Raw genomic sequence first — 15013 nt, 5'->3', positions numbered from 1 at the left:
CGGCACCGCCCCTGCGGCTTCCGCGAGCGATCCTCCCGGCGGGCGGTCTGCCGCCGCACTCGGCGGCGGCGACGGTTCTCCCCAGGTCAAAGTACATACCCATCGACTAATCCAGTAACCGGACAGGCTCCTCCGTCCGTCCGCCCACCGGTCGCAGGTGGCCTACGGCGCGCCCCGGCCGGGTGACGGCACCCGGCATCGCCGGTGGGCCTCGTCGATCCGTTCGGTGAGCCCCTTACGGTCGAGGTGCTCCAGCAGCGGCACCGCGACCCTGCGGCTGGTGTCCAGGGCCTGTCTGGCCTGGCTGACGGTGAACGGCTGCGGCAGCCGGGCGAGCGACGCCGCGGCCCGGACGTCCGCGCCGGGCAGCAGCACGATTCCCTCGGCCACGCGCAGCAGCGCCCCCGTCCGTACGGCCGCCGCCAACTCCCGGGGCCCCAGCCCCAGCTCGGTGAGCCGCCCGGCCTCCGGCGCGCGGAAGGGATGGGCGGACAGCTCCGCGCCGAGCCGCTCGAGTGCCCGGGCCACCGGAGCGGGCAGGCCCGAAGAGCCGCTCACGATCCGCCCGTCGGCGACGGTGAGCGGGCGTCGTACGAGTGCGGCGACCAGCCGCCGGTCGGGCAGGCCCAGCTCGCGGCGGGCCGCCTCCACCGGCATGCCCGGCTCCAGCGGATGATCGGCGGCGTACCGCCGTACCACCTGGGGAAGGCGCTCTCCCAGGCTCGACCAGTAGGGCGGATCGGCGTGCCAGTCACCGCACACCGGCTCTCCCTCCGGGCCGCACCCCATGGCCAGCAGGTCACCGGCGCGGAGCAGGGGGTGGGCGCGGAGCAGCGAGGCCGCGTCCGGCCGGGCCTGGGCGAGTTGGGCCGCACGTTCCCGCGCCGCCCCCCGGCGGCGCAACGCCGGAGGACGCAGGTCGAGCACGTCCACCCCGGCGAGGACCCGCACCTCGGCGCGGTCCCGGCCGGGATCGCGGAGCAGCAGCACGTCGCCCAGGTGCAGCGGGAGCGGCCTGGCCAGGTGGAGCCGTACGATCCGCCCGCCGAGTGGCCGCACCTCGCACACCACCGCCGCCGACCCGATGTGGGCGGTCAGCCGGCGCGGCAGGTCACCCTGATCCCGCTCTCCCGGCTCATGCGCCCGGCCGGTCTTCTCCCGCGCCCGGGGATCGACGCCGATCGCCCCGGGGTCCCCGGCGGCTCCGACCGGGGAGAGCCGCACGTCGAGTTGGTCGGTGAAGGTCCACGCCCCCGGCGTGACCAGCGCCTGGCCGCGTTCGGGGACGCCCTGCCCGCGCAGGTTGACCGCCACACGTGCCACACCGGTCACAGAGGTCCGGGGTTCCTTCAGGCTCTCCAGTCCCCGGACCCGGACCGGACCGCCGGGGAGCGCCAGTCCGTCTCCGACCGCGATCGTCCCCTCGGGCAGCGTCCCGGTCACCACCATGCCGCTGCCCCGCACGCTGAACGCCCGGTCCACCCAGAGCCGGACCGGCGCCTCCGGGTCGGGCACCGGCAGCGCGGCCACCAGCCGGTCCAACGCCTCCCTCAGCTCGCCGAGCCCCTGCCCCGTACGGCCGCTCACCGCCAGCGTCTCGACTTCGCCGAGGCCGGCCGCGGCCATCCGGGCCCGTGCCTGCCCGATCGCCGGCGCCGGATCGGCCAGGTCGGCCCGGGTCACCGCGAGCAGGCCATGCCGTACGCCGAGGGCCTGCAGCGCGACCAGATGCTCCTGCGACTGCGGCATCCAGCCCTCGTCGGCCGCCACCACGAACATGACGGCGGGCGCCGAACCGACCCCCGCCAGCATCGTGCCGAGGAACCGCTCGTGTCCGGGCACGTCGACGAAGGCCAGCCGCTCGCCCGAGGGCAGCGTCGCCCAGACGTACCCGAGCTCGATCGTCAGGCCCCGCCTCCGCTCCTCCTCCAGCCGGTCGGGCTCCATCCCGGTGAGCGCCCTGACCAGGGTGGACTTGCCGTGGTCGACGTGTCCCGCCGTCGCGACGACGTGCATCAGCCGTCCGCCTCCAGAACCGCGCGCATCACGTCGTCGTCCCGGTCCACGGGGAGGGTCCGCAGGTCGAGTAGGAGCCGGCCGCCCTCCACCCGGCCGACGACCGGAATCGCGCCGGTCCGCAGCGGCACGGTGAACCGCTCGGGCAGGCTCACCGCCGCGCTGGGCAGCGTCACACCGGGCGCTCCCCCACCGCCCACGGTGGCCTCGCTCGATACGGCTCTCGCGTCGATTCCGGCTCCGGCCAGCTTGTCGGCGAGCATTCCCGCGCGTTCGCCCAGCGCCGCCGGATCGGCGCGCAGTGCCTCATGGAGGGGGGTGGCGGGTCCGCGCAGGGTGGCCTCCAGCGCGGCCAGGGTCAGCTTGTCCACCCGCAGGGCACGGGCGAGCGGGTGCCGCCTGCACCGTTCGACCAGGTCCCGCCGGCCGAGCAGCAGGCCGGCCTGCGGCCCGCCGAGCAGCTTGTCTCCACTGGCGGTGACCAGGTCGGCCCCCGCCTTGAGCACACCCGCCGCATCGGGCTCCTCGGGCAGCAGCGGTTCGCGCGCGAGCAGGCCGGAACCGATGTCGACCACGATCGGCACGCCCAACCCCGCGAGCGCCGCGACCTCGACCGAACCGGTGAAGCCCTCGACCCGGAAGTTCGACGGATGCACCTTGAGCACGAGCCCGGTCTCGGGTCCCACGGCAGCCGCGTAGTCCGCGTAGGAGGTGCGGTTGGTGGTGCCCACCTCACGCAGCCTCGCGCCGGTGGAGATCAGCAGGTCGGGGATGCGGAACCCGTCCCCGATCTCCACCAGTTCGCCCCGGCTGATAACGATCTCCCGTCCGGCGGCGAACACGGTGGCCACCAGCACGAGCGCGGCGGCGTTGTTGTTGACCAGGTGCACGTCCTCGGCGGCGGGCACGGCCCGCGCGAGCGCCTCCAGCGCGCCCCTGCCGCGACGGGCACGGGCCCCGGTGGCCAGGTCGAACTCCACGTCCGCGGAGCCGGCGGCGGCCGCCGCCGAGGCGATCGCCGCCGAGGACAGGGGCGCGCGGCCGAGGTTGGTGTGGAGCAGCACCCCGGTCATGTTGATCACCGGCCGCATGCTCGTGGCGTACGGCGGAAGCGCCGCCACCGCCGCGTCCGCGACCTCCTCGGGACCGATCTCGCCCTGCCGCGCCCGCCGCTGGGCCTGCGCCACGGCGTCCTTGACGATCGCCCGCCCCAGCCTCCCCGCCGTCGCGACCAGCCGCGGGTCGGCGAGCACCAGGTCGGTGCGCGGAACACGCCTCCGTGAGTCCATAGGTACGAAAATAGAACGGAGGCGGGCCGGAATAGAACCCGCCGGGCCGAAAACCTCACCGGGGCGGCTGCCCGGCCCGCTCTACCGTAATCTCGACGTCGGCCAGCGCGTCACCGTGACCGTCGACCCCCAGAGCACGGACTGGACCTTCGGCCCGCCGCCGGAACCCTCGGGATAGTGGCGCGCCCTGGCCGCGCTCCTCTGGACACGACGGAGCCAAGTATGTGATCACAGGCCCCGAGTCGATCACCCATACCGAGCAGGTCAGGATCATCGGCGAGGCGATCGGGCGCGAGGTGCGCTGGGAGGATCTGCTTCCGCTAGGGCTCCCGGGGCCCGTCGGCGGGGGGCTCTGCCAGGGCGAGGACACGGCCGGACACGGACCCGCCGGCGCGCGGAGCGCGCCCCATGGGTCCACGGGTACGGAAACAGAGCGGAGGCGGACGGGAATCGAACCCGTCAGGCCGAGAACCTCGGCCTCGTCGGTTTTGAAGACCGCTTCCAGGCCAACTGGCTACCGTTGACTGTGATTGGCCACATGCGGTTCCGCAAGTCAGAGTGGAAATACTTCGTTGGCTATCGACGGCGATCGATGGCCGTATTCAGGCCTGCTGTTCCCCCTGTGTTCCCCACCGGGACAACCAACCACAACGGCAACCCCCCACCCCCTCACGGACGAAGCTGGCGCCGTGGCCCAGGAAGCATGTCTTTCCCTGCCCGAGGCGGCGCTCCGCACGTCCGGCAATGCCGAGCCTTCCACGAGTCACGGTCCCGCACCGAATGCGCCTCCTCCTTCACCCGGCCCACTGCCGTATGGCACGGCTCGAACTCCAGCGCCCCGCACGTCGGCGTCGGGCACGGCACGTCGTACGGCGGCTGACGGTGATCCGGCCCCCCGTGAAACGCATGCCCAGCGGCTATCGCCCGTCGCTGCATCCGCGCGTCCCACGCGGCGAGCCGCTCAGAAAGCCGCGGATCGCCGTTGTCGGCGACGTTGAACGCGGGATGCTCGGACCGGATGGCGTTGAGCTCCGCCTCACGCGCTTCCGCCCGGCTCGAAAAATGCTCATAAGTGGCCGACCGGACCTCGCCCCACCAAGGCTGGGTGGCCGCATGCCCATCCAACCGCACGAGCGGCGACTCGGTGATCCCGACGTAGAGGAGCGTCCCGTCCTGGTCGAAGAAGCGATACAGCGTGGCCATTACGATTCCGCCTTGTGAATATCTAGCCGTTAAGGGATATTCCTCTTCCGCGTCTCTCAAAAGACCAGAAGAACCCAGCGGCTTTTTGAGCAGCCAACTCTCGCACGAAAGAGGCCCTGGTCCTAACCTGGAGTTGTCGAGACTCAGCCTGAATCCACCGAGCGTTATCAGGTGAGGGCTGGACCGTAGACATGACGATGCCCTCTGACCTGGCAGGATGGGAGTTCTCTACGCTTCCAGCCGCCGAATCAAGAGGGCACGTCGTAAGTGCGATTGTCTCACGCTCCCGCCCACACCCATGCGATCTTCGATGACCAGCACACGGTCGCCTACGCAGGCCTGCTGCCGGTGATGCGCCTGGCCGAGCGCTGTGACCTGGCCGGTCTGGCTCAGGAGCACGTGACCATCGCCGACCGACTCGGGGTGAATGCCCCGCTGAAAATCGGCTCGATCGTGGCCGGGATGATCGCCGGGGCCGACAGCATCGATGATCTGGACGTGCTGCGCCACGGCGGGATGGATAAGTTGTTTGCCGGGATCCGCGCCCCCTCCACGCTCGGGTCGTTTCTGCGCTGTCTGACGTGGGGCAACGTGCGGCAGATCGGGAAGGTCGGCCGCCGCCTGCTGGCCCGTCTGGCCGCGCACACACCGCTGCTGCCCGGCGTGGACGTGCTGGCGTTCCTCGATCTGGACTCGATGCAAAAACGGATTTACGGGCCGACCAAACAGGGCGCCGGGTTCGGGCACACCAAGATTCAAGGCAAGAGCCTGCGGGTCCGCGGTCTCAACGTGCTCGCCTCGGCCCTGTCCACCCCACTGGCCGCCCCGGTCATCACCGCCAGTCGGTTGCGCGGCGGCACCGCCAACTCCGCCCGCGGCGCAGACACCTTCGTGACCGAGTCGATCAATACGGCCCGGGAGGCCGGAGCCACCGGCATCCTGCTCTGCCGAGGCGATGCGGCCTACTACAGCGCCAAGGTCATCGGCGCCTGCCGGCGAGCCGATGTCCGGTTCTCCTTCACCGCGAAGATGGACCCCAAAATCAAGGCGGCGATCGCCGCGATCCCCCAGGGCGCCTGGACCCCGATCAGCTACCCCAACGCCATCTTGGACGAGGAATCCGGGCAGTGGATCTCCGATGCCGAGGTCGCCGAGACCCGCTACACCGCGTTCACCTCCAAGAAGGGGCAGGCCGTAACCGCCCGCCTGATCGTGCGCCGGGTCAAACGACTGGGTGAGCAGACCGACCCCGGCCACCACCCGTGCTATCGCTACCACGCCGTGTTCACCGACACTCCGTATGAGCTGATCCAGGCCGAAGGACAGCATCGTGATCACGCGATCATCGAGCAGATCTTCGCCGATCTGATCTCCGGGCCGCTGGCTCACCTGCCCTCCGGTAATTTCGCGGCCAACGCCGCCTGGCTGGCACTGGCCACGATCAGCCACAACCTGCTCCGCGCCGCCGGTTGCCTGTCCGGAGCCCGCTGCGCACGAGCACGTGGAGCCACTCTGCGCCGCCACCTCATCGCCGTACCCGCCCGCCTCGCCCGGCACGGGCGCGGCCATATCACCCTCCACCTGCCCGGCCACTGGCCCTGGCAGCCCGCCTGGATGAACCTCTTCGACGCGCTTCGCTCGCCACCGCTCGCCCGAGCCGCTTGATATCCCATCTCACAGGCACCACCCCGCCAGCACCTTGACGGCCTACCCAGCCACCGGCGACACCGCCACCGACCGCCCCGAACCGCATGACCCGGACAAGCCGCAGAACCCGCCAGCGGCGGCCCCATCACGCCCGAAAACAGGACTCCACCTGCCGAACACCGAGAGAAACGGCCCTCATGGAGGAATCGAACTTAGAAACGATCATTCAAAGACGCTCGGTGGATTCAGGCTCAGAGGAGACACCTTCTGGGTGGATCTGCGTTAATAAAATGATTAATCGGCTCAGGATTTTAGTATTCTTGGCCGATTAATCGCATCTTTTGTGTAGGCATTCAGAGGTTCGCGATCATGGTGTGAGCACCGCCCGCGCGGTGGGATGATCTTTGGGTGCCGAAGACCCCGGATCGCCGCCCGTCGTATGACGAGCTGGCCGCGTTGGTGGTCCGGCAGATGGCCACGATCGAGGCTCAGCGGGAGACGATCGCGCAGCTGGAAGCGACGGTTGAGCGGCTGACCGCGCGGGTCGCCGAGCTGGAACGCAGGCAGGGCCGCAACTCGGGGAACTCCTCGCTGCCGCCGTCCAGTGACACCTTCGTCCGGCCGGACAAAAAGCCGACGGCCAAGAGCGGGCGCAAACGGGGCCGCCAGCCCGGAGCACCGGGAAGCGGCCTGGCCATGGTCGATACCCCCGACGAGGTCGAAGACCACGTCCCGGCCGCCTGTGGCGGATGCGGGAAGGAGCTGTCGGCCACCGACAGCGTGGGCTATTCGCGCCGCCAGGTCCGCGACATTCCCCTGGCCACCGTCACGGTGACCGAGCACCGCGCGCATCGGTGCCGATGCGGCGGGTGCGGCCGCCTCACCAGCGCGGACATGCCCGAGACGGTGGCAGGCGCGCCATCGTCGTACGGGCCGAATCTGCGAGCACTGGCCGCCTATCTGCTGGTGTTCCAGCACGTGCCGGTGGAACGCTGCGCCCAGTTGATCGCTGACGTCACCGGAGCCCGGGTCTCGCCGGGCTGGGTGTCGTCGATCCTGGCCGAGGCCGCCACCCTGGTCGCCGACGGCATCAAGGTGATCCGCGCGCTCCTGACGCTGGCGCACGTGCTGCATGTCGATGAGACCACCACCCGGATCCCTCTCTGTCAGACTGCTGTGAGACATAGACGTATGAGTCATTTTGATGTGAAGCAGGGCGAGACGGGACCACCAAGACAGTGACAATGACCTTCGCTGATCAGACCGCCATGACGGGGCAAAATGGTCACGTGACCGATAAGCGGCCGAGCCGGCCGGTGCGCCGGACGTTCACCGCGGCCTACAAGACGCGGATCCTCGCGGCCTACGACGCGCTGCCCGAGGGCAGCCCCGAACGCGGTGCCCTGCTGCGCACCGAGAAGCTGTACCACTCGCATATCGAGCACTGGCGCAAGCAGCAAGACAACGGAACCCTGGCCGCGTCGACCGGTAAACCGAAGAAGGACGCCGAATCGGAGGAGTTGGCCCGGCTGCGGGCCGAGAACAAGAAGCTCAAGGCGGACGCGGCCAAACTCGCGGCGCGAAACGACAAACTCGCCGGTGAACTCGGAAAGACCAGGACAGCGCTGGACATCGCGGGAAAAGCATTCGCGCTGCTGGAGAACATCTCAAGCAGCGCGGACTCCGACGAGAGCTGAACCAGGCCCTCGATGAGTATTTCCCCGGCCTGGAAGCCGCCGTCGGCACGCAGCACGCGTGCCGGATCCTCGGGAGATCCCGCGCCGGCGTGTATCGGAAACGCCATCCCCGGCCGCGCGTGGCGCGTGAGCGCACGCCGTTTCATCATCCGGCCGAGTTGTCGCAGGAAGAACGCGCGCACGTGCTGGCGGTGCTGGACTCGCCCCGGTTCGTCGACCGGTCCCCGGGCCAGGTGTGGGCGATCCTGCTGGATGAGGGCACCTACCTGTGCTCGCAGGCCACCATGTACCGGCTCCTTCGCGAACGCGGCTCCTCCGGCGAGCGCCGCGCCCAGGCCGTCCATCCGGCGAAGAAGAAACCCGAACTGGAAGCCGACGGGCCGAACCAGGTGTGGTCCTGGGATATCACGAAACTGAAAGGACCTTCGCGCGGCGTCTACTATCTCCTGTACGTCATCATCGATATCTTCTCCCGTAAAACCGTCTGGTGGGAGATCTGGCCGACGGAAACAGGAACCCTTGCCAGAGAGTTCATCGAGCACGCCATTGAGGCCAATGGTGGGATTGCCCCGGGCGCGATTCACGCCGACCGCGGCACGTCGATGACGTCGAATACCGTCTCCGGCCTGCTCGCGTTGCTGGGGATCGATCAGTCCCATTCACGGCCGCGCGTGTCCAACGACAACCCGTACTCGGAAGCGCAGTTCAAGACGCTCAAATATTGTCCCGCGTTTCCTGGAACGTTCGGGTCCATCGAAGATGCCAACGTCTTTTGCGGCCAGTTCTTCCGATATTACAATAACGAACACCGCCATTCCGGTATCGGAATGCACACCCCGGCGTCCGTGCACGACGGCTCCGCGGCCGAGATCCACGCCAAACGGGTCGCCACCTTGAACGCGGCCTTCCTGGCCCACCCCGAGCGGTTCCGCGGTCGTCGGCCCTGCCCGCCGCCGCTGCCCACCCGAGTGTGGATCAACAAGCCATCCACGACCCTCCAGACCGAGACCTCAGTACAAACACCGCAAGTAGCCTGATGTCTCAATCAGTTTGACAGCTTCCGGATCGGGGCCGGGCGGCGCTGGCTGCACGTGGCCTGCACGAACACCTTGACCCTGCTCGGTCTGGGCGAACGCTCCCGCCAGGGTGCCAACTCCCTCGGCATTCTGCCCGAGTTCCGCGGGGTGCTGGTGCACGACTCGCTGTCGCTCTACAACGGCTACCCGCACGCCAGGCATCAACTGTGCGGTGCCCACCTGGTCAGAGAGCTGACCGCCGCGGCAGAGGACCATCCCGGCCAGCGGTGGCCGGTACAGATCCGCTGGGCGCTGGCCGAGTTGAACAAGCAGGCCGTCAAGGCCCGTGAGAGTGGGTTGACCGAGATCCCGCCCGAGCGGTCGCGGATCTACCTCGAATCCTTCCACCACGGGATCGCGGTCGGGCTGTCGCTGTATCCCCGCGCGCCGGGACGGAAACAGGCCCCGGCCCGCAACCTGCTGGAACGCCTGCGAGACCGGGCGGCTGACGTGCTGCGCTTCGCCGACTTCCCCGGCTGGGTGCCGTTCACGAACAACACGGGCGAGCGCGCGCTCCGCCCGGTCAAGACCCAGGTGAAGATCTCCGGCTGCCATCAATCCGAAGACGGCGCCGCGCACTGGCTGACCGTCCGCTCCTACCTCGACAGTGCCCGCAAGCACGGGCTGAGTGCCTTCGAAGCGATCCACCGCGCCTTCACCGGCAACCTCTGGATGCCCCCCGTCGCACTCAACGCCTGATCAGTGCGTATCACGCAGCGTCACAGAACCTTCTGATTGCTTACCCATACCAAGACAATGCTCATCGTGCTTGCCCGTAGTAGATCGTCCGGCCGTCTGCCCAGACGAGCATGGCGTCCCCGTTCATCTGGTTCTTGTCGATCGTGGCGACCGGCGGGCGCCCGTCGCTGTCCACGCACCTGCGGTTGGCGTACCGCACCCGCCCCTCCCGGCGGCCGACCCGCAAGAAGAACATGCGGCAGTAGAGGCAGGCTGGGGGAAGCTGGCCAGCTCGGGAGGGCAGACGCCCCACCCGAAGGGCAGGGGCGCCGTGTTGCTCATTTATCTGTGGCTAGGACGGCTTCAGCTGGGATCTGGCCCACATTTCGTGACGGGCACGGCTGCTAGCGGGCATACGCGTCGTGTTCTCAGCCGAGTGCGAGAGGGCCGTTGATTTCGAAGTTCTCGTCCAGAACGGTGACGAGGCGGTCGGCGGCCCGCGGGGTGGCCTCACTGGCCCATTTGTGGACGAGGCTCAGGAAGCCCTGCAGTCGCAGGTGCGCCGTGGCTAGGAGGGCGGGCAAGTCGTCGAGCTGGATCTCCACCTGCGTGGGAGAGGTCAGCGAGTGGGCATACGACTCCTGTCGGAGCCGAACGGCTCCGACAATGTATTCGAGATCAGTGCCGGGATCGTGCCCGAGCCAGATGTCCTTCTTGTAAAGGACATTGCGCCACTCCCGCCAGTTTTCCAGGCCGCAACAGCAGCCTGGCAAGATCTCGGCATTGGTGGTCGTGTCCCTGACACGCAACCCGCCCGGGGCAACTAGCGCTTCGGCTTCGACCAAGTGTCGGTCCAGCAGATGGTGGAGATCGCTGATCGGTTCCGTCGGGATGTCGCCGTAGCGGAAGATGACCGCCATCGCGGCGCCGACCTCGGCCGGGGTCATCTGGCCAGAAAGGGCAAGGATTCGGTCACTGGCCGGTTCGGCGACAGGCCAGCCGGTGAAGTCCGCCGTTCCGGAGGCCTCCAGGACGGCATCGATGAGGATCACGTCCACAATCATCCCGCCGCGGATCGGTCCGCTGCTCACTACCTGGCGGCGGTAAGCAAGACCCGCTTACGGAGGAGCGGTAGACCGGCACGGCCGAACATCTGCCGTTTGATCATTTTGATGTGGTTGACGCGGCCCTCGACGGGCCCGGAGTTCCAGCGCGTGGTCAGGCCGTTGGTGACGGCGTCCAGGTCGGCCTCGAGGCCGCCTGCGAAGGACGTGAGACCGGGCAGGTCATCGGCGCGGACGGCGGCGATCCAGGTCTGGAGATTGTGGCCGCGCAGTTCGGTGAGCATCTCGCCGAAGAGCCGGATGTGGCCGGCGGCGGCCCGCAGTTCGGGACAGTGTTCCAGGATCGGCTTGAGCCCTGTTTTGTCGTCCTCGGTCAGGCTCTCGGGGTGTCGGGTCAGCCAGCCGGTGACCTGCCGGACGGTGGGTGAAGGCGCGGCGATCAGGGCAGATTCGACACGGGCATGATGCTCGTCGAGGTAGTCACGCACGGTGGAGTAGCTGCCGTGGAAGCCGAGCGCGGTGATCTCGCGGTGGAGCTGTTTGGCGTTGGTGCAGCCGGCGTCCCAGCGCTGGTGGAGGTGGGGTTTGAACGGGTCGAGCTTGCTGGGACGAACGCCCTTCCATTTTCCGTCGACCAACTCCTGCCAGGTCACGGCGCGGGCATATCGCTGGACAGTGTGACGGCTCCACCCGAGCCGGCGAGCGATGCCACGCATGCCGTGGCCTTGTTCGATCAGGTCGTGGACCAGGGCGTGATGGCGGCGGGCCCGTTCGGCGAACCTCCCGGTGAGCTCCGCCTCCGGCGGATCCGAAGGAGGGGAGATCGGGATCTGCTCTGGGGGCTCGGGTTCGGGGGTGCGCAGGCAGTCTCGGTGCCGGGCCACGCAACGTTCGACGGCTTTGCCGAGGTTCTGCCAAAGGTGGAACCTGTCCGCGACCTGCGCCGCGTCCGGCGCCCCGGTGCGGGCGCCGTCGGCATAGGAGCCGGATCGGTCCCGGCAGATGATCTCGACACCGGGATGTTCGGCCAGCCAGTCCGCGAGAGGCTGGGCGTCCCTGCCCGGCAGCAGGTCCAGCGGTGCCCCGGTCTCGCAGTCGATCAACACGGTTCCGTAGATGTGGCCGCGCCGCAACGCGAAGTCGTCGACCCCGAGCACCCGTGGCGTCGTCACGACCGGGTCGGGCAATGCCATGACCAGCCGCAACATCGTCGACCGGCTCACGATCGCCCGCAGCCCGCATGCGAGGCGGGCACCAGCCCGTCCGGCCAGCGCGACCGCGATCTTCTCCAGCATCGACCTCAGCAGCGGCGTCCGCCGCCCGTATCGGATGGTGAGGCCCGCGACCTGCTCGGCGAATGTCCGCCGTTGGCAGGCCGTGTTGCCGCAGATCAGACGCCGCACCGACAGCACGATCTCCATCCGGCGATCGCCCATGGCCATGTCAGCCAGATGACGCTGGTATCGGCTGTGCACCTTCTCTGACAGGAACCCGCAGTCCGGGCACGGCATCGCCCCGGCCCTGGTCCGAGCCAGGATCTGTACGAGGGCGGTGGACTCAACGAGGCGTTCGAGCTCCACTCCGGCGAGGTGAGGGAGGAGGACGCCCAAATAATGATCTTCGCACCCGGAGCATCCTCGTCCATCGGGGCCAGGCTACGGATCAGTATCCATCACGAAATGTGGGCCAGATCCCGTTTCAAGTCGTCATAACCATTTATCTGGCGGTGGCAAGCTCCGGCCACCCGTGCACGCCGATTCCGACACCGTTGAGATACGCCTCGACGCCCGCCACGGTGTACGGCACCGTATTGTCCGGCAGCTCCTCGGCGGGAACCCAGGCGAGCCCGCCGCATTTGTGCGGCTCGGCGTTCACCACCTCGCCGTCCCACTCCGACGCCGTGAAGAACATCCCGACCCGGGGATTACCCTCCGGCGACAAGTGGTGGATGACGGTGGCCGGCTGTAGAACCGCCGGGTCGATGGCGACACCGACCTCCTCGCGGGCCTCCCGGATGGCGCACTCCACCACCGTCTCGCCGGCCTCCAGATGACCGCTGGGTAGGCAGTACCAGCCGTCGCGGTAGCCGGTGCCCTCGCGCAAGCACAACAGGAGCTGGTCGCCGCGCTGCAGGATCACGTGGACGTCGACGGTCACCTGATACCGCTCTGCCATGGTGGGCCTCCTCGTGCTGCTGTTATCGGCGTGACGATAGTCGACGGATGCGGTCAGGGATGACCGTAGCGGCGACTTGCGTCGGTCCGTCGTTTCGTGAGGGGGTAGGTCGGCTCTGGGTGCTCGCCCGGCCATCGGCCGGGCGAGCATCCGCAACGGCCGTTACAGCAGGCCGAGTGGCAGGGAGACGACGACCACGACCAAGGCCGCGAGCAACAGGTCGACCGCCGTCCGCAGACGGCCGGACTTGCCACGGGCGATCCGCGACAGGCGGATCACGTCCTGGCCCGCCGCGTCTCCGGATCGGCGGCCAGCTCGTCCAGCAGCTCCTCGGCGTCGCCGAGTTCGGCGTTGGCGACAAACCCGGTCCCGGCGCCTTTGCGGGGCAGGGACGGGCGGATGACGCCCCGGGCGACGGTGGCGGCGGCCGCCAGCAGCGCCACCGCCATTCCCAGGCCGATGCGGGACGGGACGGCCAGGCCGGAAGCGAGGGTGACCAGGGCGGCCAGCACGCTGAACGTGGTGCTGGCGAACGCCAGCACCACTCCGGCCTTGGTGTCGGTGCGGATCAGTTCGGTACGGGCCGCGTCGGCCTCGGCGGCCAGGTCGGCGGCCCCCTGCGCGTCGTGGCGGTCCAGCCAGGCCCGGGAGCGGGTGATGTAGGCGGGCTCGATGGCGGCGCGGTACCAGTCGGCGCCGGGATAGGCCTCCCGCCAGGAGGACACCGGTGCAGTGAGTCATTGTCAGCAACCGGCGTTCACGCTGGGTGACAGCTGCTTGTGAGCTTGCTCCCGGTGGAAGAGGACGAGCGCCGCGGCGACGATACCGCCGATCTTCCAAGGGCACTTGCTGACGTTCCGCAGTGCCTTGAACCGCATCTTGAGCTGGGCGTTCGCTCGTTCGGCGAGGGCTCGGAGCGCACCGTGGACCTTGTTGTACTGGATCTGATCGTCGGTGAGTGTGCCACCCCGAGACCTCTTGTACGGCAGGCGAAACCCCATACCCGCATCGACGTAGCCGAGGTCGGCCAACGTGATCAGCCCGTCCTCGGCGGCCTTGGCCAGCGGGTCGAGGAGGCCGTGCAGGCGGGCACAGGTGAGATCGTGTTCACGGCCGGGCCGTACCTCAGAAGTCCACAGCGGGTCGCCGCCGGGGCTGGACAGGACCTGAATGTTGCCGCCGTGCTGCTTGTGTTTTCCACTCCACCACAGGTCGGCGCCGTTCGGGCCCAGGGCGCGGCAGCGGTCGGTTTCGATCAGCGTGCCATCCAGATGCAGGCGGGTGTAGCCGGCGGCCTTCGCCGCCGTGAGCGCCTCCTGTAGCGTCGGCGCCTGGGCCTTCAATACGGTGACCCCTTCTTCGACGTACCGATCACAGGTCGCGTGCGAGATGGCGTTATCGGCGGCCGGCCGGGCGATCCGAGCGCCGTCCACCAGCCAGCGGATGATCAGAACGGCCTGCTTGAACTCGCCCAGCGCCCGAGTGCCCGCGCGGGTGCGGCGCCGTACCCGCTCGGCGCGCAACAGCCCGGCCAGAAACAGCACAACCTCGCGCGGCATGTCCAACTCGGCTGTGTAGGTGATACTGGAGGTCACGTGAAGCCCTTGTGTGCGGTGCGGTGGATCCTTCGACAAGACCCACCCCTACCAGGGGCTTCACGCTTTTCTCTACTTGATCACTCCCACGCCCGCCGTGATCGGCTACACACGGTCATCGACCGTTGCTGACAACGTCTCACTCCCACGCCCGCCGTGATCGGCTACACACGGTCATCGACCGTTGCTGACAACGTCTCACTCAACGACATCCTCCACGAGTGGCTCACAGACGTGGAGGTGTTCGCGTCCGCGCTCGTCGAGCGTCTCCCCCCACACGCCGAAAACGCAGCCGATCTCGACCCCGCGACCCGATGGGGAATGGCCTGGGCCATCAAAACCCTGACCTCGATCGAGACGCTTCTCGAAGCGTGGCGCGAACTCGCTGGCATCGAAGGCAACACCACCCCCGGCTACCTCGACAACGATCCGGCGATCTTGACCCTGTCGGCCGACGTGCTCGGCACCCTTTCCCACTGGCGCGACCGATTTGGAGATCAAGAAACGCTGCAGGCTGCGCTCACCGACGCCCGCGACTTGTACATCCAGTTCCCCGGCGAAACCGGCCAATAA

Annotated in this window: 15 protein-coding genes; 6 read left to right on the top strand and 9 right to left on the bottom strand. The window is 68.5% G+C overall.

The window, feature by feature from the left end; translation table 11 throughout:
• Positions 1-162: 162 nt before the first annotated feature.
• The 3 genes from FHR32_RS40495 to FHR32_RS40485 all read right to left on the bottom strand — a co-directional run bounded on the left by FHR32_RS40495 (position 163) and on the right by FHR32_RS40485 (position 4508).
• A complete protein-coding gene (locus FHR32_RS40495) occupies positions 163-2016 on the bottom strand; it encodes a SelB domain-containing protein (RefSeq protein ID WP_184759879.1) in 1854 nt (617 codons plus the stop codon).
• Positions 2016-3305 carry an L-seryl-tRNA(Sec) selenium transferase gene (selA, locus tag FHR32_RS40490; protein ID WP_184759878.1) on the bottom strand — a complete coding sequence of 430 codons (1290 nt, stop codon included), beginning with the start codon at positions 3303-3305 and terminating at the stop codon, positions 2016-2018. The genes FHR32_RS40495 and selA overlap by 1 nt, the downstream gene beginning before the upstream one ends.
• Positions 3306-3974: 669 nt before the next feature.
• A complete protein-coding gene (locus tag FHR32_RS40485; protein ID WP_184759877.1) occupies positions 3975-4508 on the bottom strand; it encodes a GIY-YIG nuclease family protein in 534 nt (177 codons plus the stop codon).
• A 267-nt stretch (positions 4509-4775) separates the two neighbouring features.
• On the opposite strand from FHR32_RS40485, the gene FHR32_RS40480 reads away from it, so the two are divergent.
• From FHR32_RS40480 to FHR32_RS40460, 5 genes are all read left to right on the top strand, one after another.
• Entirely contained in the window at positions 4776-6173 is a 1398-nt protein-coding gene (locus FHR32_RS40480) for an IS1380 family transposase (RefSeq protein ID WP_184751892.1), read from the top strand.
• Between the two features lie 390 nt (positions 6174-6563).
• The gene (locus FHR32_RS40475; RefSeq protein ID WP_184759876.1) at positions 6564-7397 is read left to right on the top strand and encodes a DUF6444 domain-containing protein; all 834 of its coding nucleotides are present in this window, start codon (positions 6564-6566) and stop codon (positions 7395-7397) included.
• 47 nt (positions 7398-7444) lie between these two features.
• Positions 7445-7852 carry a transposase gene (locus FHR32_RS40470; protein ID WP_184754033.1) on the top strand — a complete coding sequence of 136 codons (408 nt, stop codon included), beginning with the start codon at positions 7445-7447 and terminating at the stop codon, positions 7850-7852.
• 29 nt (positions 7853-7881) lie between these two features.
• Positions 7882-8889 (top strand): IS3 family transposase, encoded by a 1008-nt coding sequence (locus FHR32_RS40465; protein WP_184756443.1) that lies wholly within the window; start codon positions 7882-7884, stop codon positions 8887-8889.
• A 27-nt stretch (positions 8890-8916) separates the two neighbouring features.
• Complete coding sequence (locus tag FHR32_RS40460; protein ID WP_312882930.1) at positions 8917-9627, top strand: IS66 family transposase; 711 nt, start codon at positions 8917-8919, stop codon at positions 9625-9627.
• Between the two features lie 61 nt (positions 9628-9688).
• Here the strand turns inward: FHR32_RS40460 and FHR32_RS40455 are convergent, their stop codons facing one another.
• The 6 genes from FHR32_RS40455 to FHR32_RS40430 all read right to left on the bottom strand — a co-directional run bounded on the left by FHR32_RS40455 (position 9689) and on the right by FHR32_RS40430 (position 14404).
• Entirely contained in the window at positions 9689-9862 is a 174-nt protein-coding gene (locus FHR32_RS40455) for a hypothetical protein (RefSeq protein ID WP_184759874.1), read from the bottom strand.
• A gap of 172 nt (positions 9863-10034) precedes the next feature.
• Entirely contained in the window at positions 10035-10664 is a 630-nt protein-coding gene (locus FHR32_RS40450) for a hypothetical protein (protein ID WP_376773312.1), read from the bottom strand.
• A 32-nt stretch (positions 10665-10696) separates the two neighbouring features.
• Positions 10697-12250 carry an ISL3 family transposase gene (locus tag FHR32_RS40445; RefSeq protein ID WP_221465387.1) on the bottom strand — a complete coding sequence of 518 codons (1554 nt, stop codon included), beginning with the start codon at positions 12248-12250 and terminating at the stop codon, positions 10697-10699.
• A 136-nt stretch (positions 12251-12386) separates the two neighbouring features.
• Positions 12387-12845: an NUDIX hydrolase gene (locus FHR32_RS40440; RefSeq protein WP_184759873.1), complete on the bottom strand. Its 459-nt coding sequence runs from the start codon at positions 12843-12845 to the stop codon at positions 12387-12389.
• Positions 12846-13120: 275 nt separating this feature from the next.
• The gene (locus FHR32_RS40435; RefSeq protein WP_184759872.1) at positions 13121-13570 is read right to left on the bottom strand and encodes a Pycsar system effector family protein; all 450 of its coding nucleotides are present in this window, start codon (positions 13568-13570) and stop codon (positions 13121-13123) included.
• An 18-nt stretch (positions 13571-13588) separates the two neighbouring features.
• A complete protein-coding gene (locus FHR32_RS40430) occupies positions 13589-14404 on the bottom strand; it encodes an HARBI1 family protein (RefSeq protein ID WP_184756530.1) in 816 nt (271 codons plus the stop codon).
• 192 nt (positions 14405-14596) lie between these two features.
• Between FHR32_RS40430 and FHR32_RS40425 the strand changes: the two genes are divergently transcribed.
• On the top strand, positions 14597-15013 hold the full coding sequence (locus FHR32_RS40425) for a hypothetical protein (protein ID WP_184759871.1): 417 nt from the start codon (positions 14597-14599) through the stop codon (positions 15011-15013).

The sequence above is a fragment of the Streptosporangium album genome, from assembly GCF_014203795.1.
In the GTDB taxonomy this organism is placed as follows: Bacteria; Actinomycetota; Actinomycetes; order Streptosporangiales; family Streptosporangiaceae; genus Streptosporangium; species Streptosporangium album.
This window is presented reverse-complemented; position numbering and strand designations above follow the sequence as displayed.

What these genes read in the sequence shown, in the direction of transcription:
- FHR32_RS40495 (WP_184759879.1), bottom strand. Translation starts at nt 2,016, where the DNA reads ATGCACGTCGTCGCGACGGCGGGACACGTCGACCACGGCAAGTCCACC.
- selA (WP_184759878.1), bottom strand. Translation starts at nt 3,305, where the DNA reads ATGGACTCACGGAGGCGTGTTCCGCGCACCGACCTGGTGCTCGCCGAC.
- FHR32_RS40485 (WP_184759877.1), bottom strand. Translation starts at nt 4,508, where the DNA reads ATGGCCACGCTGTATCGCTTCTTCGACCAGGACGGGACGCTCCTCTAC.
- FHR32_RS40455 (WP_184759874.1), bottom strand. Translation starts at nt 9,862, where the DNA reads ATGTTCTTCTTGCGGGTCGGCCGCCGGGAGGGGCGGGTGCGGTACGCC.
- FHR32_RS40440 (WP_184759873.1), bottom strand. Translation starts at nt 12,845, where the DNA reads ATGGCAGAGCGGTATCAGGTGACCGTCGACGTCCACGTGATCCTGCAG.
- FHR32_RS40430 (WP_184756530.1), bottom strand. Translation starts at nt 14,404, where the DNA reads ATGCCGCGCGAGGTTGTGCTGTTTCTGGCCGGGCTGTTGCGCGCCGAG.